This window comes from Paenilisteria newyorkensis (genome assembly GCF_000766145.1).
Classification (GTDB): domain Bacteria; phylum Bacillota; class Bacilli; order Lactobacillales; family Listeriaceae; genus Listeria_A; species Listeria_A newyorkensis.
This window is the reverse complement of record NZ_JNFB01000044.1, coordinates 151,923-178,266: the sequence shown is the minus strand read 5'-3', so window position 1 is coordinate 178,266 and position 26,344 is coordinate 151,923. Positions and strand designations below refer to the sequence as shown.

Genomic DNA, 26,344 nt, shown 5'->3' with positions numbered 1-26,344 from the left:
ATGTTTCAAGGGGAAAATAGCGAGAAAGTCTTTCGTATCGGTTCTGGGTTGCCAGAGCGTACTGCGATGATGCAATAAGAATGTTCCAGTCTTCCTTTTTGAAAAATTTGACAAAAGTATTTTCTGGGAATGTCGTGGCTCAACTTATCTTAGTTGGGGTATCGCCTATTTTGACACGGATTTTTACACCAGCAGATTTTGGGATATTCGGGACGTATACAAGTTTGTTAGGAATATTCTTAGTGATTTCCGCATTTGCGTATGAGAAGGCAATTCCAATGGAGAAAGATAGGGATAATGTCCGTCATATTGTGTTGTTAAGCATTGGGATTTCGCTTGTCTGGTTTTTGAGCGGTTTGATTTTATACGTAGTAACTGGGTGGTCAGTGTTTAGGTGGATGGATGTATCGGTTTCGTACGCTGTGCCAATTTTATTTGGGCTTGGTGTATTTGCAGCCAGTATACAGCAAACTTTGAGCTATTGGGCGATCCGAAATAATCAGTATGGACCAATTTCTGTCGCAAAAATATCGCAGAGTGGTGTGAATGGTGTAGCACAAATCAGCTTGGCAGGTGCGATAACAAAGACGGGAGTTGGACTGATCACTGGTGATTTATTAGGACGTATGGCGGGCTCGATGAACTTATTTGTTCGATTTGTGAAAGAAGAAGGACTTTCGTGGCAACGAGGTAAGTGGTTATTGTTAATCAAAAAGTACCGCAATTTCCCGCTTTTAGGAACGCCCTCTCTGTTGCTAAATAATATAGCGATACAGTTACCAACGTTATTATTTGTTGTTTTATTTGGAGTTGCAGCGAGTGGACAATTTTCATTAACGCAAAGGATGGTAGGAATTCCAATCGCGATGATTACAACGGCGGTCGGACAAGTGTTTTACGGCAAAGCGAGTGAGCTACAACGAGAGAACACAGAGCGACTGAAAAAATTGTATTGGAAATTAACAAGCCGACTGTTTCTTATTTTTCTTCTGCCGATGGGTTTGTTTGCCATGGTGTCTCCTATGCTTTTTACGTGGTTATTTGGGGCAAGTTGGGAGATGGCGGGTGTGTATGCACAAATACTGACGCCGATGTTTTTTGTCCAATTGGTTGTCCTACCTGTGTCACAAATATTGTATGTTACCGGAAATCAAGGGTTGCAATTATTATGGGATAGTTCGCGATTCCTATTATTACTCGCTGGATTTTTCTTGATTTATCATTTTCAATGGGGTATGACTGTCGCGGTTCTTTTTTTCAGTATCACGATGACGGTGAGTTATACTCTGCTAGTTTTACTTGGTAACTGGGGGATGAAGCGAAAGGATACGATATATGCAAATCAAATGGAATAAAATTTTATTGATTATAGGTATAGCGCTTTACGTATATGGCTTGAAATTAGCTTATACAGATTTTATCTCCCCAGCCTTTTCCTATTTTGGATTTATTAATCTTCATCCAAGTACGTTGGAGCAGTTTGTGTCGATTGTATTCGTGTTTATTCCGATTTTATGGTCGAATACACATGCTTATCGGCCTTCACGTATAGTCTACTGGATTCTGTATATGATGGTCTACATCCCGGCAATGATTGTTCCAGATTATGTGAGAATAGACAACTTCGACGAGATTATCACACTAAAATATGTTTTGTTGTTCTGTATGGCATTGCTTTATATGACAGGGTATTTCAAGTTAATCCCTGTCTACTATACAAAAATGAAGGCAAAGGTAATGATGTTATTGATTGCTTTATTCTCGCTTTCTTTATGGGGAATTATCGTTCAGACATTTGGAATTCATTTCAATTTCTCACAAGTAGATGATGTGTATGATTTGCGGGAAGCATATCGTGACCAAGTGAACCGGGTATCGGGATATGCGATGAATTGGCAGTCAAAAATTGTGAATGCGCTACTCTTAGCACTTGGTTTTGTGAATAAAAACAAGCTACTTATTTTTATAGGTGTGTTTGGGCAACTCTTCATTTTCTCTATCACTGGACAAAAAAGTGTCGCCTTATCCAGTGTGTTTATTCTCGTCATCATCTTCTGTTTGCGAAAGAGTGGTCGTAATTTTGTCTTGCATTTTGTGTATGGGATTACAGCTCTGGTATTTCTGACAATGGGACTGGACCTCATGATGAATAGCTCAGAGTACACCTCCTTATTTATTCGTCGGATGTTAATCACACCTGGACTTTTGCTTAGCTATTACTTCGATTTCTTTTCTGTGAATCCGCAAGTGCATCTGTCGCACAGTGTTTTGGGACCATTTTTTAATTACCCGTATGATAAATTGCCACCGTTTTTGATTGGTGAGCATTATTTCGAACGTGTTGGCTTGGCGGCGAATGCGAATCTATGGGCAGACGGTTTTGCAAACTTTGGATATGCGGGGATTATTGGCTTTACTGTATTGCTCGTCGGTATTTTGTATGTATACGATAGTATCTCGGCGAATCGGAACTTTGTTGTGAGTGCGGCGCTGATTGCAATGCCAGCTTGGAGCTTAGTCGATACGTCCTTGATTACAAGTTTACTAACTCATGGTATAGTCATTGCTTTTATCATCAACTATTTCTTGAAATCAGAGAGGAAGGTAGATCCATTATATGAAACAAATCATCGTGTTAAGCTCGGTTCATCCTTGGAATGACTCGCGAATTTATTATAAAGAAGTGTTGACCTTGATTAATGCTGGGTATCTGGTGGATTATTACGCGGTTGGGGGAAGGGACGATACACTGCCTGATTTCCCTCATTTGACAGTAACGTTACTGCCGAGAAGGAGTTTGGCAAATCGGTTCTTAACTTGGCGATATTTTTTGCAGGAAGTGAAGCGGAAACAGCCAGATGCTATACATTTACATGACCCAGAGTTGTTATTTTTAGTGCCACATATACAAAAAGTATCGCGAGCAAAACTTATTTTTGATATGCATGAGGATTTTCCATCTGCACTGAAAAGTAAGCGAATAAAAGGGGTTCCAGTACCAAAATGGTGTATTAAAAGTATTGCTAAATATGAAAAAAAACGATTAGCACAGGTTGATACAATATTGTTTGCGGAAGAATATTATAAAGAGCACTATCTGGATATTACAACGTATAAGGAAGACGTTCTGAACTATCCATTTTTGAAGGAAGAACTAGATTCTAGCAGTAAATTTGATGTAACAACGCTGGTTTATGCAGGAGCTATACATGAAATTCGTGGTTTTAAAGAGATGTTGGAAGTTTCCAGCATGTTGAAAGAACGAGGCCATGTTTTTCAAATGCTGATTATTGGCCGAGTTCCAGAACGACTGCGTGAATGGAGCGCGGAGTATTTGAAAAAACATGAGCTAGGAAACTATGTAAGATTAAAAGGACGGCTGGATTTAGACACGCTTAACCAATATTACGAAAAGTCGGATATTGGACTTGCTCTGCTACACTCAGAACCAAATTACTTGAAATCATTGCCAACGAAGCTTTTTGAATATATGTCGTTTGGATTACCGTATGTAGCCTCTGATTTCCCACTTTGGCGGAAGCTAATGATGGATAGTGGAAGCGGGATTCCAGCGGATGTCAAGGATATATCAGAAGTTGTGGATGCTATTGAGATTCTTTTGAACAAATCCCAAATCTACGTTAATTATATGGAAAATGGTCGGAATGTGCATGTTTCTCGATTTAATTGGCAACATGAGGAAAAAAAATTATTGCAAGCTTATGAATTACTTTTCGAAAGGATATGACATGAAATTACTTTATATTCATCAACACTATGAAGAAAATAAAGGTGCCACCAGATCTTATGAGCTATCCAAACGTTTCATAGAGAATGGGGCCAAGGTAGTGATGATAAGTGGTCAGGGTGATTCACACGTGACAAAAGGTGGTCTTGTCGTGAAGTCGACGCATACGACATATCATCAAAAAATGAAAAAAATGAGGCGAATACTAGCGTTCATTCATTTTTTCTTATGGAGCATCATCTTAGGAATGCGTGAAAAGAATATCGACAAAATTTATGCGACATCAACCCCATTGACAGTAGGATTAGTTGGCCTAATTCTAAGCAAGTGCAAGCGAAAACCATTTATTTTTGAAGTGAGGGATGTATGGCCAGATGTGCCTGTTAAACTAGGATTTATTCAAAATAGAGGAATGATTCGATTGCTTAAATGGCTAGAAATGAGAATTTATAAAAGCGCAGCGCACATTGTTGTTCTATCAGAAGGTATGAAACAGAATTTGCTACAAAAAAACATTTCAGCAAGTAAAGTGACAATCGCCGAAAATTTTGCGAATCAAAAACTTGTGCAAGAAAGCAATGAAAAGGAATTAGAAGATGTGCTGTTAAAGAATTGGATGAAAGATAAATTTGTTGTTGTGCATCCCGGAACGATGGGACTTGTGAATGGTGTAGATTATTTAATAGCCTGCGCAGAAGAATTGCAATACAATGATTCAATTCATTTTTTGCTCATTGGCGAAGGTTCTGAAAAACAAAAAATGCAAGCGCAGATTAAAGAAAAGCAGCTCACCAATATTCGAATTTTAGATGCTAAATCAAAGCAAGAGACGCTTCAAGTTGTTTCTCGATGCCAAATGGGAACGATGCTCGTCAAAAATGAGCGAATTTTATGGGACAACAGCGCGAATAAATTTTTTGATTTTTTAGCATGTGGGTTACCAGTGGTGCTGAATTATCAAGGGTGGCAAAAGCAAGCTTTAGAAGAGTGTGGAGCGGGCAAAGGGTTTTCTCATGAAGAAGTGGATGCATACTGTACGTATGTGGTGAGTTTAGCCGCGGATCAGCGCAGTTGGGAGCAGGCACATCAAGCATCAAAAAAGTTAGCAGAAAAATATGACATAGATCGAATCGCCAATCGTATTTGGCGAGTTATTATGAATACGAGGAGTGTTCCAGTTGAAACGTTGGATTGATATTTATTTTGCTACTGTATTACTCATTCTTACAGGCCCGATTATTTTGATAGGTGGTACTATTTTTTACGTTTTATATAAAGAAAAGCCATTCTATATTAGTCAACGCGCAGGGAAAGAAGGATATCCCTTTACAATTTATAAATTGAAATCGATGCGTACGCAATATGATAGAGATGGGCAACTACTTCCAGATGCAGAGCGTTTGACGAAGTACGGTAGCTTAATTCGCAAACTAAGTATCGATGAGTTACCGCAATTGCTTAATATTTTAAAAGGTGAGATGAGCTTTATCGGACCGAGGCCGCTACTCTTAGAATACAATGCACTGTATACAGAGGAGCAAAGAAAGCGTCTGACCGTTTTACCAGGTATTACTGGTTTGGCACAAGTCAAGGGAAGAAATAGCCTTAGTTGGGAAGAAAAATTTATCTTTGATTGCCATTACGTATACCACCAATCGCTTTTGCTCGATTTGAAAATAGCGATATTAACGATTTACAAAGTAGTACAACGAGACGGTATCTCACAGGAGAGCCAAGCAACAATGTCTAAGTTCACAGGATTGACGCCTTAAAATGAAAGGAAAGTAGAGATGAATCAAATCCCCTTAGCAGTCCCCCATATGAGTGGAAACGAACAAAAATACATTCAGCAAGCTTTCGATACGAATTGGATTGCACCACTTGGACCGAATGTTGATCAATTTGAAGCAAATTTAGCGACATATACTGGCGCGAAAGATGTTGCCGTGACAAATTCTGGAACGAGTGCGATTCACTTAGCGCTCACCCTTTTAAACGTACAAAACGGCGATACGGTTTTCTGCTCCACATTCACGTTCATCGCGAGCATTAATCCAGCGCTATACCTTGGTGCGAAACCGGTCTTCATTGATTCTGAAATGGATACGTGGGGGATGAGCCCAATCGCGTTAGCCAAAGCATTAAAAGACGCAGCAGCTAAAAATAAACTTCCAAAAGCGATTATCGTCGTACACCTCTATGGCCAAAGCTGCAAAATGGACGAGATTATGGCACTTGCGAATCGTTATAGCATCCCGGTGATTGAGGATGCTGCAGAATCCTTAGGCTCCACGTATAAAGGGCGCCAACTAGGAACGATTGGAACATTTGGCATCTACTCTTTTAATGGCAATAAAATCATCACAACGTCTGGTGGTGGAGCTCTCGTGTCAAACGATGCTAAACAGATTGAAAAAGCGCGTTATCTGGCTTCACAAGCAAAAGAGGCTGCACCGTACTATTCCCATAGCGAAGTCGGTTTCAATTATCGCTTAAGCAATGTATTAGCTGGAATTGGTATCGCGCAACTAGATGTTTTAGACGAGCGAATAGCGAAGAAGCGAGCGATATTTGATGCATATGAAACCACATTTAAAAACAATGCAGCACTCACTTTCTTATCAGAGTGGCAGGAAACATTCAATAATCGCTGGTTAACCACAGTTTTATTAGAGGATATTTTACCAGAAAAAATAATAGAAAAATTGGCGGAAAAAGGTATCGAAAGCAGGCGCTTATGGAAGCCGATGCACACACAAGAACTATTTCAAGACGCCACGTATTATAGCGAAAATAAAGAAGGAAGCAATGCCGATATACTATTTCAGAAAGGGATTTGTTTACCATCTGGAACACAAATGACGCATACTCAAATAGCACTTGTTTGTCAGGTGTTAGGGCAAATCTGCAAGTGAATATTTCTGGTCAGGGCCGTGCTTATACAGATGGTCTTACATACAAAGAAAGTTAAATCTGTGACTTTGGAAGGTTATCAGGTTTTTATATAGATAGATAGTAAAAAGGAGGAGAAGTATGAAAAAAATAGCTAGAATACTAATCATCTTAGTTTTACTTATGGGAAGCGTTCCAAATATATCCAAAGCTGTAACGTCTACACATGCGGTAGTGAATACAAGCATTATAGAAGATACATCAGTGAACACGATTAGCGTTCCGATAAAAAAAGCACCTCGAGAAAAGAAATTGGATTTAGTCATTGTGCAAGATTTATCGGGAAGTTTCCGCGATACTTACCCTAACGTGGCGAGTAAGTTAAAAGAAGCCATCGATTTAATGAGCCCAGTGATTGACCGCTCGCAGTTCATTGGCTACACATCAATCAAGAGTAGCGATACAGGATTACCACTATATAGCGACCCCAAAACAATTTTGGAAGCGCAAAACGAAGGGCAGTATAATGAGTTTTTTAATGTTATCTATAAAAATGAAATGACGCATTCGCTTACGGATACAAAAGCAACGATTGATAATGTAACGTCGAAGCAATTGTATGGTAATGGGACGCCTACAGCTTATGGGATTCAAGAAGCATTAGAAGATTACCAAACGAATAATCAAGTTAAAGAAGCGGAACGTGAAACGCTATTTCTTGTTGTGACCGACGGATTTCCGAATGGTGACATAAAAGGAGAAGCATTGACACCGAGTATATCGATGGCACAGCTTCTAGGTCCAACAACAGGTATTAACGCAGCACTAAGTAATATTACATCTGCAGGGTACTTATCTTCTTTTGGATTATGGCAGAATAAAGCTTCGCTAGAAAGTGAATGGGGTACAAGTCTATACAACAATTACAACAATTATATCAACACGAATGTACCGAATTTTGTTTCCCGAAATGAGTTTTTTTTCAATATGAATAGTGACGATAATTCCATTGGAGAGTTTTCGTCCGCAGTGAAAGACATTATTCAAACAAACCTGAATGACCAATTGAGTATCTCAGAAAAAGTAAGTGTGGGGCAAACATATGTTACTAGTAGCGCGAAAGTAAAGAATAGCGCTGGGGAAATAGTAGCTATCCCATCGCCATACCAAGAACCAACATTCGCCAACCAAAATTTAACGTGGAATTTAGATGCTTTGCCAGAAGGGGATTACACAGTCACTTTTGATGTTACTGGAAAAATTCCAGTAAGTAGTACACCTAGTATTACAGCACAAGGTATGACGCTTTCAGAGGGTGCCTTTTTTGATCCAATTCAAACGGTGAAGCCAATAGCTACAGACACAAATTTTAACAATTTAACGTCGGAAATTAAGGTAATAGCAAATGATGTAGACACGAGTAAACCAGGTGTATATCATGTGACTTATGACGTAATGGGAGAACTTCCTGCTAACAATAATAAAGCTATCTCACTCATAGATTCAGGCGAAATTACGTACAGAGGTACTTTGTTAAAAACTTTAGAAAAATTAGATTTCACGCCAAGCGTAACTGCAAGAATTGCCACAAAGACAATTAAGATTACCGTGACCAGCAGGCCGACGATTACAGCGGTAGATAAGAAAATTTATGTGGGAGATGCGTACGATGCTAGAAAAGACGTCCGAGCAAACGATGCATCTGATGGAGACATTACTGGTGATATTGAAATTATCAAAAATGATGTGGACAACACGAAACCGGGCGTATATGATGTGACGTATAAAGTAACAAATAGCGTAGGAGAAAGCACGACGAAAACCATCCAAGTAACAGTTCTAAGTAAACCAGTCATTGAAGCGATAGATCATACAATTTACGTAGGAGACGCATTCGATCCAATGGCAGAAGTTAGCGCGAGGGATGCAAAAGATGGAGATATCACCGACAAAATAGAAATTTTAAAAAGCGGAGTAAATACAAATAAACCAGGCATGTACAAAATAACATATAAAGTAATAAATAGCATTGGGGAAAGTGCTGTCGTTACAGTCAAAGTAACTGTGCTTAAAAAAGTAGATCTAGAGAAAACGATAACGCCAAAAAAAATCGTAAAGTCAATACCACCAGTTAAATTAACAAAGCCAGTTTTTGAAGTGACGGGAAATTCGGTAGAAAAAGTTCCATCTATTGAGCGAGCCTACGAAAAAATCAGCATGGAATCAGAGAGCAGACTACCGAGAACCGGAGATAGCAACGGCTTATCAGTATTAGTTGGTCTTGGATTTGTAGTATGTACAGCATTATTTTTAAGGAGACGAAATCAATAAGTAATTACAAATAGACCGATAGAAAGCATATGTTCAATATGTAATCCATCGGTTTTTTTGTAGTTGTGAGTGAGTTATGATTATATTAATTGTGGATGGCCCGAGCGAGTACTCTGTTACACGTAAACGATGATACTTTTATTATCGGAAATATCGCACCAGAAACGTATGCATGTGATATCACGCAATGAGATCTTGCTGAATATTAACTAATTTATTTCTTAGCGCAGAAATACGCGCTGTGCGAAAAAATCATTTTATGGAAAAAGTGATTGATACAGAAAAAATATCTGAAATGGGGAATTATTTAATGCCCAATCCTGTGCTCTGTATAATATCAATTATCCCTTCTTATCCGACAACAACAACGCCAACCGCAACTTCAGCGAAAAATCCGCATGCGTAATCGGATGATCGAGCAACGCCGCACACTTCGCAATCCTATACTTCACCGTATTCCGATGAATATACAACTGTTTCGCCGTCTCCGTAATCTCGCACTGACAACTCAAATACACCTGCAACGTCCGCCGCAACTCCTGATGCATCTCATTTTGTGGGTAGGCCAGCGTCTTCAATGTGAACAAACAAAAATGCTGAATCTGCTCCACTGGAATAAACTGCATCAACTCCATAATTCCCTTCGACTCATAAAAATGCACAAACGAGTGATAGTGGTCCTTCTCACTTTGCCGATACGTATCCACAGCCTCCATATAAGAATAATGAATCGAAGCCGTCTCATACACCTCATTGCCCGCCGCAAACGAAATCGAAATCGGGAACAACCGATCAAGCGCCGTCTGAATCGCAGTCAACCGCTCCTTCAATTCCGCCTCATGCTGCTGCAACAAAATAATAAACTTATCCTCCGTCGGGTGCGGAAATATCAACGCGTTCTCAAAATTCCGATGCAATTCCCGCTCCAACCACTCATACGTCAGCGAATAAATCTCTTCCTGCAACGTCAAATTCTTCAGCGCCATCGAACTCTCATCAATTCCCGCGACCAAACACCGATAATAATCCGACGGCAACAACCCGTAACCCTTCCCATAATCCAGCAAGTTCCGCGTATATTCCGCGTCATCCTCACCCTTTTGCAACAACTTCGTGAAAAATTTCCCACGCAATGTTCGGTTACCTTCCGCCAATTTCTGATTCTTATAAATCGTAAACGAAATAATCGTGTTCGCCTGCTCAATCGCCAGTTGCGAGAACGGATACGGAATCTGATCCGCCTTCAAAATCACCAGAAAATAAGGATAGTACGTCGTCACTTTCACCGGGAAAACCGAAATCAGCAGCGTATCATCTTCCAGCAAAAACGTCATTTCACTCGAAAGCTCAGGCGTCTTTTTCAGTTTCTCGTGAATATCATCCAGCGTCGTCGCATAACTCGGCTGTTTAAAATGCTGCGTGCTCGCGACAACCTCCAAAAACGGATTAATCAACACCACCGGACGCTTCAAAATCCCACCCAAATTCTGAATCAGCGACTGCAGCGACGCGCCTTTAATCATCATTTTTGAAAATTTCTGCTGAATATCAATCGCATAATGGAACTTCTCCGTTTGATGATCCCAAATATAAGACAACAACTGGTGCGAAATCGTGCCCAGCGTCACCGTAAGTGGAATCCGCAAAATCGGAAACTTCAACCGGTTCGCCGTCTCGATCACCATCGGATCCAATTTATCAATAAAACGCCCCAACTTAATCCCAAGCCCAGCAGCCGGCAAACGATGCAAATCTTCAATCAATTTACAAAGCGCTTCCGGATCATTCTGAAAAGCCATCGCAGTCGTGAGCAAAAACGTATTTTTGGGCAGATAAGCAACAATATCAGGCGTCTCCGAAATCTCAATCGTATCGACCATATTCTCCAAATCGGCCTCCGCATTTATCACTTCAATATTAGAAAACCTTGGCGTTAGTAGCAGTTCAGACATCGTTGTCATTGTAAAAACCCCTTCCATTGGCAGGACGAACAAGCATCGGGCCACACCAAAGTTTAGTCCTCTCAATTGTACTATAGAAATGCTCTGTTTGTCGTTAGAAAATATTGTCTACTATGTACAAAACGACCATCTCTTTTCGTGCTAGTTGGCTAATGTTTCCCGTTTAGAATTATCTTAAAATAAAAGCATAAGCATAGCTATTGTGGCGGTCGGTCAATGGAGAGTGTATGATGAATTCCCAAGTAATGTTGTGAATAAATGTACATAAACGACCAACCGCTCTTTTTTAATAACGAAGGAGGAACATAATATGGTAAAAGAACTGCAAGCATCGATCCGAACAATCATGACTCCAGGCCCGGTAGAGGCCGAACCACGCGTATTAAGAGCAATGAGCACGCCAATTTTAGGGCAATACGATCCAGAATTTTTCGCGATGATGAACGACGTAACGAATCTTTTAAAAATGCCATTCCAAACAGAAAACGAATGGGCGCTCGCCGTTGATGGCACAGCCCGCGCAGGACTCGAAGCAGCCGTTTGTGGCATCATCGAACCCGGCGACAAAGTACTCGTACCATCATTTGGCCGTTTTGGCTTTTTAATGGCAGAACTCGCGCAACGTGCAGGCGCGCAAGTCAAAATCGTCGAGCAAGAATGGGGCACAATTTTTGATCCGAAAACGGTTATTGACGAAATCAAAGCCTACAATCCAAAAATGCTGATCATGGTTCACGGCGAAACATCCACGGGCCAAATGCAAGACTTGAAGGAAATCGGGTTATTCTGTAAGGAAAACGACGTCCTATTCATGGTTGATGCGGTCGCAACATTCACCGGCGCTGACTTCCAAACCGACGCGTGGGGAGTAGACATCGCGGTTGCTGGAACACAGAAATGCCTCAGCGTCCCAACCGGAATGGCACCCGTAACCTACAACGCAAAAGTCGAGAAAATCCTCGCATCCCGTTACCAAGTCGAACTTGGCCTAACAAAAGACGTCCGAAATGACCGCTTCATTTCGAGCAACTACCTAGACCTTAGCCAAATTCAACAATACTGGGGACCAAAACATATCAATCACCATACCGAAATGACATCGATGATTTACGCGCTACGTGAAGGTTTGCGAATCGTTCACGAAGAAGGTCTAGAAAACCGTTTTGCCCGTCACCGCAAACACGAAAAAGCGATGATGACAGGTCTTAACGCGATGGGCTTGACGCTATTCGGCGACATGTCTAGCAAAATGCCGACTGTAACCTGCGTGAATATCCCCGAAGGCCTTGACGGAGAAGCTGTTCGCGCGACACTACTCCACCATTACGGCGTCGAAATCGCGAGCTCATTCGGTTCCCTTGCCGGCAAGATTTGGCGCATCGGAAACATGGGCTTCAGCAGCCGCAAAGAGAACGTCCTGCATACACTGAACGCGCTAGAAGCCTCGATCACATTCCACGGCGGCAAAATCGCAAAAGGCGAAGCAGCACAAGCCGCGTTGAAATTTTATAGCGAGAATTAAATACGAAGACGAATCCCTGCTTGCGAGAGTGGGGATTTTTACATTGGAGGGATAAACCGTTATAATAAAGGGAGTTAGGAGGGTGAGTCGAATCATGAATAGAACGCTGTCAAAGGAGTATTTGCAGGATGTGCTAGTTCGCTTAGCCCATCACTCTAGCGCGATAGAAGGAAATACTATTTCGCTTGGAAGAACAGATGCCAATCAGTATAGCACTGGTGAAAGAGATTCACGCCAATCTTGCCGACAAACTACAATACGATAGAGGCGAATTCAAAACTGGTGAGAACGCTATTTTAGGCGCTGATTTTCAAACAGCCAGTCCAACAGAAACCCCCATCCTAATGCAACAATGGGTGTATAATCTTAATTATAGGCTAGAGCAGGACTCGCTAGATGAGAAATTGCGAGCCGTTGCGGAGAGTCATATTGACTTTGAACGCGTTCATCCATTTAGCGATGGAAATGGCAGAACCGGCCGAATGCTCATGAATTATGCACTACTTGAAAATGACTTCCCACCATTAATCATACGAGTAGATGAACGCGCGCAATACATACAATATTTAGCGACACAGGATTCAGAGGCATTTTTCCGATTTGTAAAAGATAAATTGGAAGAAGAGAAAGAGCGTGCCAAACGTTTTCAGAATAGTGAAGACCAAAAAATACCGCGTAACAAAAATAGAAACGCAGACTGATTATCAAAAAATCAATCGACGTTTCTATTTTTTTAGTCCAATGCATCCAAAAGCAACATCAATATAATAAAACACATACCTGCAATCAGCACGATTTTAAACGGAGAAATCTGCTTGGCGGCGGGTTTATCCGTTTTTGTTTCCGTCTGGACTTGAGGCGGATCTGGTTGCGGCATCGATTTTTGAATAATGGGTTGCTGCACACGCTTAGGAACCACAACCGCCTCCTGCACATATTGATCGATGATTTCACTAGGGTCACCTAGCAAAGCGATGGCGTCAGCTTCTGAAATCCTGTTCTCTAAGCTTACCGCAATGTGTTCATCCAAATCTTTGATAATACTGGCACGCTCGTCTTCCGGCAGAGAACGCAGACCGTGATGTAGCGTTTCAAAAAAATCTGATCTATTCATTTGGGTTGATCTCCTTTCGTAAAGCTGCGATACTTGCCGTGAATTCATCCCATTCTTGCAATGTCTCTTTCAAAAAAATCCGACCTTGATGCGTGATGTGATAATATTTCCGCTGTGGCCCAGTTGGCGATTCCACTGTGTATGTCGCGCAATAACCTTCTTTCACAAGCCGACGCAAAAGCGGATACAGCGTACTTTCCGTGATGGGTATATGTTTTTTTATTTGTTGCGTTAAATCATAGCCATAAAAATCATCCGTCTGCAAAATGTAAAGCACACACATGTCTAGCGCACCTTTTCGAAACTGTGTCGTTACGCTCATATTCGGCCTCCAATAAATCATAATTTAGCTACCTCAAGTATAACAGCAACGCACCAAAAATAAAACAGACTCTGCGAAAATACACAGAACCTGCTAAAAAATCCTTATTGAACGGTTTCTTTCGCGTTTTGAAGTACGAACGCGCCTTCATGTGTATCGCGAACACCGTTTTCTTTGTCATAAATCACGGAACCGCGAAGTACCGTTGCCACGACTTGTGCGCCGATTGTGCGACCGATATATGGGCTAACTTTGTGACGATACTCCAAGTCTTCAGCGGCAAGCGTATACGGTGCATTTGGCTGGATCAACGCGAAATCGGCGTCTTTACCAATCGCGATGTGGCCTTTGTCCGCTAACTTATAAAGATCTGCTGGATTCGAGGCGATCAGTTTTGCGAATTGTGTTAGCTCCATACCACGCTTTTGAACCGCTTCATCGAACATGATGTCGACGTTATTTTGCAAGCCGGAAATGCCGCCCCAAGCTGTGAATGCATTGCCGATTTTCATGTCTGGTGGGCAAGGTGAGTGATCCGAAGTTACGAAATCAATTTCTCCCGCGAAAAGTTTCTCCCAAAGGCGATCTTGGTTGGCTTTATCTCGTAATGGTGGGGCACATTTCGCTGTCGTGCCAATCGTTTCGAACTGTTCTTCGTCAATCGCGAAGTAATGCGTACAAGATTCGCACGTCACTTTTTGGCCTTCGTTGCGAGCACGAGTGACTTCTTCCACGCCTTCTGGAGTACTCAAGTGGCAAATATGGATTTGGCAACCAGCGATTTTAGCAAGATAAATGGCGCGGCGTACAGCTTCCACTTCTGTGAAAACAGGGCGTGATGCGACGTAATCTTTCGCGGATGTTTTGCCTTCTGCTTGTGCGACTTTGCCTAATTCATCGCATATTAACGCATTTTCAGCGTGGATTGCTAGAATTTTATCCATTTTCGCGATTTTTTGCATGCCGGCGAAGAACGAATAATCATCCACGTTACGGAAATCATTGTCGACACCATCGAAGCCACACGTTGCTAGGAAACACTTGTAAGCCGCAACGCCATCTTCATTCAGTTCGTTCAGACGATCTAAGTTATGCGGAACCAGTCCGCCAAAAAGCGCTACATCGACGCTAAGTTTGCCTTTTGCAGCATCAAATTTAAGATTTAGAGATTCGCGGTCAATCGTTGCTGGTAATTGGTTAAGTGGCATTTCGATGAACGATGTCACGCCGCCTTTTGCAGCCGCTTTTGTCCCTGTTTCGTAGCCTTCCCACTCGGTACGACCCGGCTCAGAAATGTGCACATGCGCGTCGACCATGCCTGGTGAAACAACGAGCCCGCTTGCATCGATGACTTCTTTCGCCTCGCCAAGATCCGCGCCAATTGCCACGATTTTTCCATTCGTTACCGCCACATCTGTCACTACCGCTTCCGTGTCTAAAATCACTTTTCCATTTTTGATAATTAAATCATAACTCATTTCCTTCAACTCCTATTTTTTTAATCTGAACTTCTGTATTTTCGTCATAAAACGATGGATTTTTCTTGCGGTGAAGCGAGGCAAACAGGGCATAAGCGCCGAACGCAACGATCACACCGACGAACCATGAAAGTCTGGAAACTGGCTCTAAAACTGGGATAAACTTACCGCTCAGCGATATAATCACGGCAACAATCGTCACCACAAACGCGAGCGAATTAAAACCATTCTTATAGTAAGAAAATTGACCGGGTTCTGTGTAGAGGCTATCCAAGTTGATTTGTCGGCGCATAATAATGAAATAATGTGCTAGCATCACGCCGATAACCGGACCAAGAATCCCACCGATAATATCGAGGAATAAATAAATACTCGCCTGATTCTCCATCAATTTCCACGGACAAATCAGAACACTAATAATACTCGCAATCATAACCCCGTGTTTATACGTCAACTTCTTCGGAAAAATCGCAGCAATCTGATATCCCGCCGGAATAATATTCCCCGTCGCATTCGTCGAAATCGTCGTCATCAAAATAACCAAGACGGCGAAAATCGAGGCAAACAAGCTATCCCATTTTTGCACAATATCAAGCACATTCCAAGTCTCCGTCCCGTAATGAATGCTAGCGCCCGCCAAAATACAAACACTGGCTACGGCGAATAAAACATAAGCTACCGCGAGACCGAACGTTTGCCCAGTCGCCTGCGCTTTAAAACTTTTCGCGTTTTGCGTGAAATCCGATGCGCTGACAGCAGGCGCCGCCCAAACCGCGACAACCGCGTTAATCACGACAAGGAATAGGAAAATAGAGTTTCCACCAGTTTGGACGTTGGCCGGCACGTAATTCACAATGTTGCCAAAGCCCGCCAAATAAATCGCCCAAATCGCCATCCCGCCAAACACGATGTAAATACACGGATTAAGAATCGCGGTAAACTTGTTCAAAACGCCGCCCCCGCCAAATCCAATCGCCACATTGACCGCCCAGAAAAGCAAGAAAGCAATCAAACCAGGAATCGTAATCCCCAAAATACTGACGCCTCCGCCAATCTCCAAAAAGCCCGGCCAAATTTTTCCGATTAAAATCAAAAAGGCGAGCGATCCCGCATAGCACTGCAAGCCAAACCACATAATCGCTGCGACGCAACCTCTTAAAATGCCTGGGAAGAGCGCGCCACGAACGCCGTAAGAAGCCCGCAAAATCATCGCGAAAGGTACGCCATATTTTGAACCAGCAGTCCCATTTAACACCATGACCGCGGCGATAATAAAGGCGCTTACAATAATAGCTGCCATGATACTAACCGTTGACAATCCGAGTATTAGAAACCCACCGACCGCCACATAGTTAGGAACGTTATGTACAGAACCCATCCACAATGTGAAATAGTTAAACGTACCCCATGTCCGTTTGTTCTCTGTTTTAGGCAGTAGATCATCGCTATACCCGCGAGATCGATATTTCTCTAGTTGCGCATTATCCACCTGAACCATACCATTTTTTCCTCCTTCATTTATAAAATAATGCTTAAAAATAAGCGAAAAGCCGAACTGAGTTTGTGAAAGAAAGCGCTTTAAATTAATTGTTGTAAGAAGACGCTTTCTCCTAATATGTTAAATATAGCACGCCCCGAAATGTATTTCCTTAGACGTTTTACATAAACTTTTGAAATGGTTTGTCTGTTTCGAACAAAGTGAAAAGGTGCACAAAATAAGGCGTTAACGGTAGGGAATTTCGCGAATAAATGCTAGAATGAAAGAGTAGGAAAAGCTGCTTGATTTTATGAGGAGAGTGAGAATAGTGGCTAATTATATTAACGAGAAACGTCGCCAAATTGACTTTGATCCATATACATTGCCCATCATCGCCTTACCCGAAGTAATCGCGACGTCTTTTGATCCGATTGGAAAAACGCCAATCATGATTCGTATTGCTGATAAAGATAAAGCGTTTGCGCCGATAAAAGACCCAGGAAAGTATCAAGGGATTCTAGAGATTCAGTTCAATGATATCAATGAAGAAGACGATTATTGGGGACTCAGCAAGAAAGAATCCGATGAAATGCTTCTTTTCAATAAGAAACATGCCGCGATTATTCACGATTTTGTTGACCAATTTGACGATATCAGCCAAATTGTTGTGCACTGTAATGCCGGTGTGAGCAGAAGTAGCGCGGTCGCGATGCAGCTCGCGGAGTACACGAACGACTTAGATACGTACGCCAAACTACGCGAAATCAAGCGATACCTCCCAAATACGCGCGTTCTCGCCATCATGCGCGGGGAAGAATTTTAACGTAATTTTTTTGGCAAAATCTGCGCCATAACCCTGCCCGTCATGTTATAATGTAGAGAAATGATTGGAGGGGTTTTTTCGTGGGACGACAAGCTGATCTGCTAGCGATGCAACCAATCGCGATGCAACTGTTCATCAAAAGTATTCTGACAGACCGATTGGCGCATGGTTATTTGCTAGAAGGCGCGCGTGGAACTGGTAAGAAACGCACTGCCAAATGGCTTTCCCAGACCCGTTTTTGCTTGGAGAAAAGCGACGACGAGTTGGCTTGTGGGACGTGCAATAATTGTCTGCGAATCGAAAACGATAACCACCCTGACGTTCATTGGCTAGAACCAGATGGCAACAGTATCAAAATTGATCAAGTACGGGAATTGAAGCAGGAACTGTCTAAGCGCGGTATGGAGTCGGATCGCAAGGTTTTGATTATCGACAGCGCGGATAAAATGACGGTGCAATCAGCCAATTCTTTGCTTAAATTTATAGAAGAACCGGATGGCGGCATGTTAATTTTATTCTTGACCGCGAATCCACAGCAAATCTTGCCAACAATCCAATCGCGGCTACAACCGGTGAGCTTTCGAGCTTTGCCGTTCGAGGCCTTTGTTAGCGATTTGATAGCGCAAGGCATTTTAGAGCAGAAAGCCCGTGTATTGGCGAGTGTCGCTGGAAATGCGGAACAAGCCGCTACTTGGAACGAGGATGAATGGTTTGCCGAAGCGCGCAACGTGACGGTGAAGCTCTATGAAGGATTGCATCATCAAGGTGTGGATCCCATTTTGCTTATTCAAGAATCATGGATGCCCGTTTTCAAGGATAAAACACAGCTGCATTTAGGCCTAGAGTTGTTGCTATTACTCTATCGCGACCGCTTACATTTATCGCTAAACGACGATTATCGTCCAATCTGCATGGAGCAAGCATCGATGTTAAAGCAGGATATATTGCGGAAATCACTCACAGATACGACTGCTGAAATGGAAATCATACTTGGAGCTAAGCGCAAACTAGATTCCAACATGAATACCCAGCTACTAATGGAGCAACTCGTATTGAAAATTCAAGGGAGGTAGTCCAATTGCCAAAAGTTGTAGGCGTTCGTTTTAAGGAAGCCGGTAAAATATATTATTTTTCGCCTGAGAAACTCAAAATTGTCGAGGGTCAAGGCGTGATTGTCGAAAATGCACAAGGAATTGAGTTCGGAAAAGCGGTTATCGCACCGCGCGAAGTCGATGAAGAGGATGTTGTTATGCCTCTAAAACGAGTGCTACGTGTTGCGACAGACGCAGATTATAAATGTGTCGAAGAAAATGCGGCCTCTTGTCAGCGCGCATTTTTACTCTGTGACGAGAAAATTCAAGAACACAAAATCGAGATGAATCTAGTCGACGTCGATTATACATTTGATCGCAATAAAATCATCTTTTACTTTACCGCAGAAGGGCGCGTCGATTTCCGCGAACTCGTGAAAGATTTAGCGTCGATTTTCCGTACGCGGATTGAATTACGCCAAATCGGTGTCCGCGATGAAGCGAAATTGCTCGGCGGAATTGGCCCGTGTGGCCGGATGCTGTGTTGCTCGACCTTTTTAGGTGATTTTGAACCAGTTTCAATCAAGATGGCAAAAGACCAGAATTTATCGCTCAATCCGACGAAGATTTCTGGACTTTGCGGTCGTTTAATGTGTTGTTTGAAATATGAGAATGATGAATACGAAACAGCGAAGAAAGAAATGCCTGATGTCGGTCAACATGTTGTGACACCTGATGGCAAGGCACGTGTAGTGGGCATTAACCTACTCGGTCGAATTATGCAAGTCAGACTACCAGATCAAGACGCGGTCATTGAATATGCATTAGAAGAATTACGCCCCTTTAATGCTTTTTCAAAAGAACCCGCGAAGTCCTGAGGTGAGCCCATATGGATAAAAAAGCACTTTTTGACTCAGTCAGCAATATGGAAGAACAAATCGGCGAGTTATACCAACAACTTGGCGACCTGAAGCAAAATCTAGGCGATATGTTGGAAGAAAACAACCGTCTGAACCTAGAAAACGAACATTTGCGTCGCCGTTTGGAAGAACTCGACGGCAAGCAACATGTGAGCACAATCCCCGCCGAAAAAGAGTTGGGCGCGATGGCTCCAGCTCGCAAAGAAGCGATGCGCCAGATGATAGAAGTTGGCGAAGGGTATGATAATTTAGTCAAACTGTATAAAGAAGGTTTCCATATTTGCAACGTGCATTTCGGAAGCCCGCGCGGAAACGATGAAGATTGTCTTTTCTGTATGTCGTTATTGAATAAGAAATAAAACGCGGCTTTCTCTTTCGTAGAGAGAGCCATTTTTTTAGGGAGAGGTTTGGATGTTAGTTGGAGATGAGAGGCTAGATCATTTATTGGCGGAGAACTTGCGAATTATTCAGAGTCCGTCTGTATTTTCTTTTTCGCTAGATGCAGTATTGCTCGCAAGATTTAGCTACATACCTTATCAAAAGGGTGGGCGGATTATTGATTTGTGTAGCGGCAATGGCATTATTCCGTTGTTGATTAGCTCGAGAACAAAAGTGCCAATTATTGGTATAGAGATTCAGGAACGATTGGCGGATATGGCGCGGCGTAGCATTGAATACAACGAACTCGAGAATCAGATTGAAATTTTGCAACAAGATTTACGTGAGGTTGTGCCGATTCTTGGAAAAGGAAAAAATAGCTTCGTCATCTGCAATCCGCCGTATTTTGCGCTTGAATCGACCAGCATCAAAAATGAAAATGAACATTTGCGAATTGCGCGTCATGAAGTACATTGCACGTTGCGCGATACGATTCAAGTCTCGGCGGATTTGCTAAAACAGGGCGGCAAGGCGAGTTTTGTTCATCGTCCAGAGCGCCTGCTGGAAATCATTGATATCATGCGGGAATATGGTTTGGAACCGAAACGCGTCCAGTTTGTGCATCCGCGTTTGGAACGAGAAGCGAATACGATTCTAATCGAGGGCATGAAAGGCGCGAAGCCAGGCGTGAAATATTTGCCGCCAATCATCGTGCAAAATGCAGACGGCGAGTACACGAAACAAGTGAGGGAGTTGCTTTATGGCGAAGAGTGACACGCATTATTTCTACGTATTGGCATGCAAAGATGGCTCCTATTATGGCGGCTACACCACCGATGTGGCGCGTCGCGAAGCCGAACATAACGCTGGGATTCGCTGCAAATACACCCGAAATCGACGCCCAGTTCGAGTCATCCATTCCGAATGCTTCGAGACGCGATCCGAGGCAACGAAAGCCGAAGCCGCTTTTAAGAAACTAGTACGCAAAGATAAGGATCACTATTTACGAGAAAAGAAGGAGGGCGACACACTATGAAAAGCCAGAAAAGCTTTGCAGAATCAGGTGACGCGAAGGGCACGTTATACTTAGTCCCAACACCGATTGGCAACCTAGAAGACATGACGATGCGCGCGATTCGAATTTTGCAAGAAGCGGATTTAATCGCGGCGGAAGACACGCGAAACACGATCAAGCTACTCAACCATTTCGATATACATACAAAAATGGTGAGCTATCACGAACATAACAAAACGACCCGCCAAGAGGAGCTCATCGAAAAATTGGAGGCAGGAACCACGATTGCCGTCGTGAGCGATGCAGGCATGCCGTCGATATCCGACCCAGGCTATGAACTCGTAGGCGCCGCGATTGAAGCTGGAATCACCGTCGTGCCACTGCCAGGCGCGAATGCAGCACTTACCGCACTCATCGCATCAGGCCTCGCGCCACAACCGTTCTTCTTTTACGGTTTCTTGCCGCGAAGTAACAAAGACCGCGAAGAAGCGTTGAACCAGCTGAATCTTCGCGAAGAAACGTGGATCATTTACGAATCGCCACACCGCTTGAAAGAAGTTTTAAAAGTGATGAACAAAATACTCGGAAGCACCCGCAAAATTGTATTATGTCGCGAATTGACGAAGAAGTACGAAGAATTTTTACGTGGAACGGTGGAAGAAGCGCTAGAATGGGCAAAAGAAACCGAAATCCGCGGTGAATTTTGCGTCATCGTAGAAGGAAATGAAGACGCACCGAGCGAGGACGAAGAAATTTGGTGGGCGACAATACCAATCAAGGAACATGTCGAAAAAGTCATGGACGAAGAATCGGTCTCCTCCAAGGAAGCGATCAAACAAGTCATGAAAACCCGCCAACTCCCAAAACGCGAAGTTTACCAAGCCTATCACGAATTATAATAAACTGGACTCGTCATCACGCGGGTCTTTTTTTGGTATAATAACGGTAATAGAAAAGGAGGAATTCGATATGACGAAACTGCCCAATATTGGCAAACCAGCAACAAACGCTTTGGAATTATTAGAGATAACAACACTCGAACAAGTCGCGGCACACGACGAAAAAACGCTATTAAAAATACACGGCGTCGGACCAAAAGCAATTGGAATTTTAAAAGAAGCACTGGCGGGGCACGGCTTAGCATTCCAAGAAATATCAGCAAAAAGCGCGACACATGGCGTAGACTTCGCCGTATTCTGCGACTTCAACTGCGACAACGCACCAAAAAAACGCATCATCCGAGACTACCTTATAGCATCCGCGTCAGGCAACAGAACCGCACTCGAAAACGTGTTAGAAGCATCGTTCGTGTGGACCGTACCAGGCGAATTCCAAATCAAAGGCCGAGACGAATTCATCACAGAACTAATCACGAACCTCCAAGAAGTCAGCGCACTCGAAGTCCAATCCCTGCTAAGCCACGGCAAAGAAGGTTCCGCTCATGGAACCGTCACAAACAAAAAAGGCAAACACGTCTACTTCTCCGATATTTTCACCTTCCAAAGCAACAAACCAGACGCCAAAATCTCCAAACTAACCTCATTCGTGGTGATAGAAAAGTAAGCTATGATCTATTAAGTCTTTAAGTTTTTATCTTTTTGCGTATCATCTACACCCTGCTTTAAACAAATGCGAACGCTTGCCGCCGATTTACTAGTAAGTAGGCTCAACCCCAAGAAAGGAACGAATACTCACTCGTTCGTACTCATATTGAGGCTCTAATTCAGCAAAGTACGCTTCATAAGAGCCACAACAAAAAAGCATCCTATTTGAGGCTAGCACGCTTTCAAATAGGATACTTTCTTTAATTGTAGTCTTAGATATCATCGCCGAATTGACGACGGATGTCAGCTACTAATTTCTCAGCTCCATCACGGCTAAGTGTTAATTTACCGTCAACAACTTGTTTGTTTTGATCGGAAAATTCACCAGTGATGTCACAAAGGTTGCTAGCTGTATATTTCTTTAGGATAATTTCATCTTCATTGATGTAAATTTCTAAAGCATCTTTAACAGCAACGCCTAGGTTACGACGGATTTCAACTGGGATTACGATACGTCCTAGTTCGTCAATTTTTCTTACCATACCTGTAGATTTCATATTCTTACCTCCTAACTCTTTGGTCTATTACCTATAATACCAAGAATTTCCTAGAAAAGCTAGACGAAAATATCAATAAATACAAAAAAAATGATTATCGTTTCAAAAAAAGGGTATAAACCTAGTTGGGGCGCTATTTGTGATATAAAAGTTCTACAATTGCAAATTTTGCTTCTTTAGCTTAGATGGATGATTTTACAGATTTGAGAGGAGTTTTTTGATGGATATTTTAATTGCGCTCATTCCAGCAGTGATGTGGGGGATAATGCCACTCATTGTTTCAAAAATTGGTGGGAAGCCATATCAACAAACGCTTGGGGTAACGTTCGGTGCGCTTATTTTTGCGATTGGGATGTATTTCTATTCTACGCCACAATTTACCGTCACGATTTTATTGGTGAGCTTTGTATCGGGGATTTTCTGGACCGTTGGGCAACTGAACCAATTCCGCGCATTTACGCATATTGGTGTTTCCAAAGCGATGCCGCTATCAACCGGGATGCAACTCGTTGGGACTTCGCTGTTTGGTGTATTCGTATTTCAAGAATGGGGAACGACGGCAAAACTAGTACTTGGATTTTCGGCGTTATTCTTCATTATCGTCGGGATTTCGCTAACATCCTATCAGCAGCATAAATCGAAAGGCAGCAATATGAAGCAAGGCATGGTCGCGCTTATTGTTTCTTCGCTTGGCTACGTCGCCTATGTTGTCATTCTAAAAGCATTCGATATCAGCGGTTGGGAAGCGATTCTACCGCAGGCTGTTGGGATGGTCGTCGCGGCTGTTGTGTTCTCGTTTAAAGATCGCAAAACCTTCTTTTTAAAAGAAACATGGCTCAGCATTATTCCAGGTTTAATTTGGAGTATCGGGAATTTAGCGTTACTTATTTCTAACACGGTGATTGGCGTCGCGATTAGCTTTTCACTTTCGCAAATGGGCGTCGTCATTTCAACGCTAGGCGGAATTCTCCTTCTAGGCGAGAAAAAAACGAAACGCGAACTTATCTTAGTTATCATCGGAATTATTCTAGTCAGTGCCGGTGGTTTCATGATTGGTCTCACAAAATAGTGAAATTTGGCAGTACGGGATAACATTCTGTGCTGTCTTTTTCAAATTTTTCGGGCTTGCGGTATTTTGTTTTGCGTAGAAAATGATATAATAGAAGGTAATTGTGAATTTAACACCGGAAAAACTGATTTTCGGCAGAGGAATGGGAGAGGATTAGATTGCCAAAAGAGAATAATACATTTTATATTACGACTCCGATTTATTATCCAAGTGGAAAGGCTCATATTGGGCATGCTTATACAACGGTTGCAGGAGACGCAATGGCGCGTTACAAGCGTTTACGAGGATTCGACGTTTTCTATTTAACGGGAACAGACGAACACGGCCAAAAAATCCAACAAAAAGCCGAGGAACAAAATATTTCACCGCAAAGCTATGTGGACGATATCGCGGCAGGATTCCGAGATTTATGGGAGAAACTCGAGATTACCAACACGGATTTTATTCGGACGACAGAACCGCGTCATAAAGACGGCGTCGCGAAAATTTTTCAACAACTGCTGGATCAAGGCGATATTTATCTTGGGCAATATGAAGGTTGGTATTCCGTTTCAGATGAAGAATATTTCACAGAAACCCAACTAGAAGAAGTGTACCGCGACGAAAATGGCAAAGTTATTGGCGGAAAAGCACCGAGCGGCAATGAAGTCGAGCTCGTGAAAGAAGAATCGTATTTCTTCCGCATGAGTAAGTACGCCGATCGTTTGCTCGCTTACTATAATGACAATCCAGAATTCATCCTACCAGAATCGCGCAAAAACGAGATGATTAACAATTTCATCAAACCAGGCTTAGAAGATTTGGCTGTTTCCAGAACGACTTTTGATTGGGGAATTAAGGTTCCAGGAGACGCGAAACATGTTGTTTATGTGTGGATTGATGCGCTTTCTAACTACATAACCGCGCTTGGCTATGGTTCAGAAGACGATGCGAATTTCAACAAATACTGGCCGGCAGACGTGCATATCATCGGAAAAGAGATTGTGCGCTTCCATACGATTTATTGGCCGATTATCCTGATGGCGCTTGATTTACCGCTACCTAAGAAAATTTTCGGGCACGGTTGGATTCTAATGAAAGACGGCAAAATGTCGAAATCTAAAGGTAACGTTGTCGATCCATACATGCTGATTGACCGCTATGGCTTGGATGCGCTGCGTTATTACCTTCTACGCGAAGTTCCATTCGGATCTGACGGCTTATTCACGCCAGAAGATTTTGTCGATCGCGTCAACTATGATTTAGCAAATGATCTAGGCAACCTACTAAACCGAACTGTTGCGATGATAAATAAATATTTTGACGGTGAAATTCCAGCTTATCAAGGCAATGTAACACCTTTTGACGGCGAATTAGAGGTTTTTAAAGATAATGTTTTGAAAGAATATGAAACAAACATGGAAACGATGCAATTTTCAGTGGTCCTTTCTCAACTATGGACATTTGTCAGCCGCACGAATAAATACATCGATGAAACAGCGCCATGGGTTCTAGCAAAAGAAGAAGCGAACCGCGGGGAACTAGCAAGTGTTATGACCCACCTAGCTGAGAATTTGCGAATCATCGCGGTGATGTTGAAACCATTCTTAACGCAATGTCCAGAAGGTATTTTCACGCAACTAGGCATTACGGACGAATCGCTAAAAGACTGGGCATCGATCACAGGATACGGCAAAATTCCAGCAGGCACAAAAGTAGTCGCAAAAGGCACACCAATATTTCCTCGTCTCGACGCAGCGGAAGAAGTAGCCTATATCCAAGACCAAATGAAAGCAACAGCCCCAACGCCAGTAGCAGAAGAACCAACCGTTGTTGCGCTTGAAACACCAGAAATCGGCATTGAAGACTTCGACAAAATCGATTTACGCGTCGGAGAGGTAAAGCAAGTCGAGAAAGTCAAAAAAGCTGACAAACTACTGTGCTTCCAATTAGACCTAGGCGAAGGAAAACTGCGCCAAGTTCTATCAGGTATCGCAGAATTCTATGAACCAGAAGAACTCCTCGGCAAAAAAGTAATTGTCGTCGCGAATTTAAAACCAGTCAAATTACGCGGTTTAATGAGCGAAGGCATGATTCTATCCGGCGAAAAAGATGGCAAACTACAAATCATCGAAGCAAGCAGCGCCCTTCCAAACGGTGCAAAAGTGAAATAATAACAACGA

General features: G+C 42.6%; 25 protein-coding genes. 19 read left to right on the top strand and 6 right to left on the bottom strand.

The window, feature by feature from the left end:
• Positions 1 to 170: 170 nt before the first annotated feature.
• The 7 genes from EP58_RS15115 to EP58_RS17090 all read left to right on the top strand — a co-directional run bounded on the left by EP58_RS15115 (position 171) and on the right by EP58_RS17090 (position 8,971).
• Entirely contained in the window at positions 171 to 1,355 is a 1,185-nt protein-coding gene (locus EP58_RS15115) for a lipopolysaccharide biosynthesis protein (protein WP_159106231.1), read from the top strand.
• Positions 1,336 to 2,661: a hypothetical protein gene (locus EP58_RS15110; RefSeq protein WP_036094653.1), complete on the top strand. Its 1,326-nt coding sequence runs from the start codon at positions 1,336 to 1,338 to the stop codon at positions 2,659 to 2,661. Before EP58_RS15115 ends, EP58_RS15110 begins: the two co-directional genes overlap by 20 nt.
• On the top strand, positions 2,618 to 3,748 hold the full coding sequence (locus EP58_RS15105) for a glycosyltransferase (protein ID WP_036094652.1): 1,131 nt from the start codon (positions 2,618 to 2,620) through the stop codon (positions 3,746 to 3,748). The genes EP58_RS15110 and EP58_RS15105 overlap by 44 nt, the downstream gene beginning before the upstream one ends.
• A complete protein-coding gene (locus EP58_RS15100) occupies positions 3,657 to 4,943 on the top strand; it encodes a glycosyltransferase family 4 protein (protein WP_077917946.1) in 1,287 nt (428 codons plus the stop codon). The genes EP58_RS15105 and EP58_RS15100 overlap by 92 nt, the downstream gene beginning before the upstream one ends.
• A complete protein-coding gene (locus EP58_RS15095; RefSeq protein ID WP_221640821.1) occupies positions 4,927 to 5,520 on the top strand; it encodes a sugar transferase in 594 nt (197 codons plus the stop codon). The genes EP58_RS15100 and EP58_RS15095 overlap by 17 nt, the downstream gene beginning before the upstream one ends.
• A gap of 48 nt (positions 5,521 to 5,568) precedes the next feature.
• Positions 5,569 to 6,663: an aminotransferase class I/II-fold pyridoxal phosphate-dependent enzyme gene (locus EP58_RS15090; protein WP_273625601.1), complete on the top strand. Its 1,095-nt coding sequence runs from the start codon at positions 5,569 to 5,571 to the stop codon at positions 6,661 to 6,663.
• Positions 6,664 to 6,781: 118 nt separating this feature from the next.
• Positions 6,782 to 8,971 (top strand): immunoglobulin-like domain-containing protein, encoded by a 2,190-nt coding sequence (locus EP58_RS17090; protein WP_052164918.1) that lies wholly within the window; start codon positions 6,782 to 6,784, stop codon positions 8,969 to 8,971.
• Positions 8,972 to 9,312: 341 nt separating this feature from the next.
• Here the strand turns inward: EP58_RS17090 and EP58_RS15080 are convergent, their stop codons facing one another.
• On the bottom strand, positions 9,313 to 10,932 hold the full coding sequence (locus EP58_RS15080; RefSeq protein WP_036094649.1) for a PucR family transcriptional regulator: 1,620 nt from the start codon (positions 10,930 to 10,932) through the stop codon (positions 9,313 to 9,315).
• Positions 10,933 to 11,242: 310 nt separating this feature from the next.
• Here EP58_RS15080 and EP58_RS15075 point away from each other — a divergent pair, with 310 nt between their 5' ends.
• Positions 11,243 to 12,454 (top strand): pyridoxal-phosphate-dependent aminotransferase family protein, encoded by a 1,212-nt coding sequence (locus tag EP58_RS15075; protein ID WP_036094648.1) that lies wholly within the window; start codon positions 11,243 to 11,245, stop codon positions 12,452 to 12,454.
• 197 nt (positions 12,455 to 12,651) lie between these two features.
• On the top strand, positions 12,652 to 13,155 hold the full coding sequence (locus EP58_RS15070) for a Fic family protein (RefSeq protein ID WP_236637298.1): 504 nt from the start codon (positions 12,652 to 12,654) through the stop codon (positions 13,153 to 13,155).
• Positions 13,156 to 13,187: 32 nt separating this feature from the next.
• Here EP58_RS15070 and EP58_RS17085 read toward each other — a convergent pair whose 3' ends face one another.
• The 4 genes from EP58_RS17085 to EP58_RS15050 form a co-directional block, all read right to left on the bottom strand.
• Entirely contained in the window at positions 13,188 to 13,568 is a 381-nt protein-coding gene (locus EP58_RS17085) for a DUF1700 domain-containing protein (protein ID WP_052164917.1), read from the bottom strand.
• On the bottom strand, positions 13,561 to 13,890 hold the full coding sequence (locus EP58_RS15060; protein WP_036094647.1) for a PadR family transcriptional regulator: 330 nt from the start codon (positions 13,888 to 13,890) through the stop codon (positions 13,561 to 13,563). Before EP58_RS15060 ends, EP58_RS17085 begins: the two co-directional genes overlap by 8 nt.
• Before the next feature lie 104 nt (positions 13,891 to 13,994).
• Positions 13,995 to 15,368 (bottom strand): allantoinase AllB, encoded by a 1,374-nt coding sequence (gene allB, locus EP58_RS15055; RefSeq protein WP_036094646.1) that lies wholly within the window; start codon positions 15,366 to 15,368, stop codon positions 13,995 to 13,997.
• Positions 15,358 to 16,866, bottom strand: coding sequence for an allantoin transporter (locus tag EP58_RS15050; protein ID WP_036094645.1), 1,509 nt, complete (start codon positions 16,864 to 16,866; stop codon positions 15,358 to 15,360). The genes allB and EP58_RS15050 overlap by 11 nt, the downstream gene beginning before the upstream one ends.
• A gap of 307 nt (positions 16,867 to 17,173) precedes the next feature.
• On the opposite strand from EP58_RS15050, the gene EP58_RS15045 reads away from it, so the two are divergent.
• The 8 genes from EP58_RS15045 (at position 17,174) to EP58_RS15010 (ending at position 22,575) form a co-directional block, all read left to right on the top strand.
• On the top strand, positions 17,174 to 17,668 hold the full coding sequence (locus tag EP58_RS15045) for a dual specificity protein phosphatase family protein (protein WP_036094644.1): 495 nt from the start codon (positions 17,174 to 17,176) through the stop codon (positions 17,666 to 17,668).
• Between the two features lie 80 nt (positions 17,669 to 17,748).
• Positions 17,749 to 18,741 (top strand): DNA polymerase III subunit delta', encoded by a 993-nt coding sequence (holB, locus tag EP58_RS15040; RefSeq protein WP_036094643.1) that lies wholly within the window; start codon positions 17,749 to 17,751, stop codon positions 18,739 to 18,741.
• Positions 18,742 to 18,746: 5 nt separating this feature from the next.
• Complete coding sequence (locus EP58_RS15035) at positions 18,747 to 19,577, top strand: PSP1 domain-containing protein (protein ID WP_036094642.1); 831 nt, start codon at positions 18,747 to 18,749, stop codon at positions 19,575 to 19,577.
• An 11-nt stretch (positions 19,578 to 19,588) separates the two neighbouring features.
• A complete protein-coding gene (gene yabA / locus EP58_RS15030) occupies positions 19,589 to 19,978 on the top strand; it encodes a DNA replication initiation control protein YabA (RefSeq protein ID WP_036082139.1) in 390 nt (129 codons plus the stop codon).
• Between the two features lie 52 nt (positions 19,979 to 20,030).
• Complete coding sequence (locus tag EP58_RS15025; RefSeq protein ID WP_036094641.1) at positions 20,031 to 20,771, top strand: tRNA1(Val) (adenine(37)-N6)-methyltransferase; 741 nt, start codon at positions 20,031 to 20,033, stop codon at positions 20,769 to 20,771.
• Positions 20,758 to 21,033: a GIY-YIG nuclease family protein gene (locus EP58_RS15020; protein ID WP_036094640.1), complete on the top strand. Its 276-nt coding sequence runs from the start codon at positions 20,758 to 20,760 to the stop codon at positions 21,031 to 21,033. Before EP58_RS15025 ends, EP58_RS15020 begins: the two co-directional genes overlap by 14 nt.
• On the top strand, positions 21,030 to 21,911 hold the full coding sequence (rsmI, locus tag EP58_RS15015; RefSeq protein ID WP_036094639.1) for a 16S rRNA (cytidine(1402)-2'-O)-methyltransferase: 882 nt from the start codon (positions 21,030 to 21,032) through the stop codon (positions 21,909 to 21,911). The genes EP58_RS15020 and rsmI overlap by 4 nt, the downstream gene beginning before the upstream one ends.
• 70 nt (positions 21,912 to 21,981) lie before the next feature.
• A complete protein-coding gene (locus tag EP58_RS15010; RefSeq protein WP_036094638.1) occupies positions 21,982 to 22,575 on the top strand; it encodes a helix-hairpin-helix domain-containing protein in 594 nt (197 codons plus the stop codon).
• Positions 22,576 to 22,828: 253 nt separating this feature from the next.
• Here the strand turns inward: EP58_RS15010 and EP58_RS15005 are convergent, their stop codons facing one another.
• Positions 22,829 to 23,113, bottom strand: a complete 285-nt coding sequence (locus EP58_RS15005) for an AbrB/MazE/SpoVT family DNA-binding domain-containing protein (protein WP_036060638.1) — start codon at positions 23,111 to 23,113, stop codon at positions 22,829 to 22,831.
• 220 nt (positions 23,114 to 23,333) lie between these two features.
• Here EP58_RS15005 and EP58_RS15000 point away from each other — a divergent pair, with 220 nt between their 5' ends.
• Complete coding sequence (locus EP58_RS15000; RefSeq protein ID WP_036094637.1) at positions 23,334 to 24,182, top strand: GRP family sugar transporter; 849 nt, start codon at positions 23,334 to 23,336, stop codon at positions 24,180 to 24,182.
• Positions 24,183 to 24,340: 158 nt separating this feature from the next.
• Positions 24,341 to 26,335, top strand: a complete 1,995-nt coding sequence (gene metG, locus EP58_RS14995; RefSeq protein ID WP_036094636.1) for a methionine--tRNA ligase — start codon at positions 24,341 to 24,343, stop codon at positions 26,333 to 26,335.
• The last annotated feature ends 9 nt before the right edge of the window (positions 26,336 to 26,344 follow it).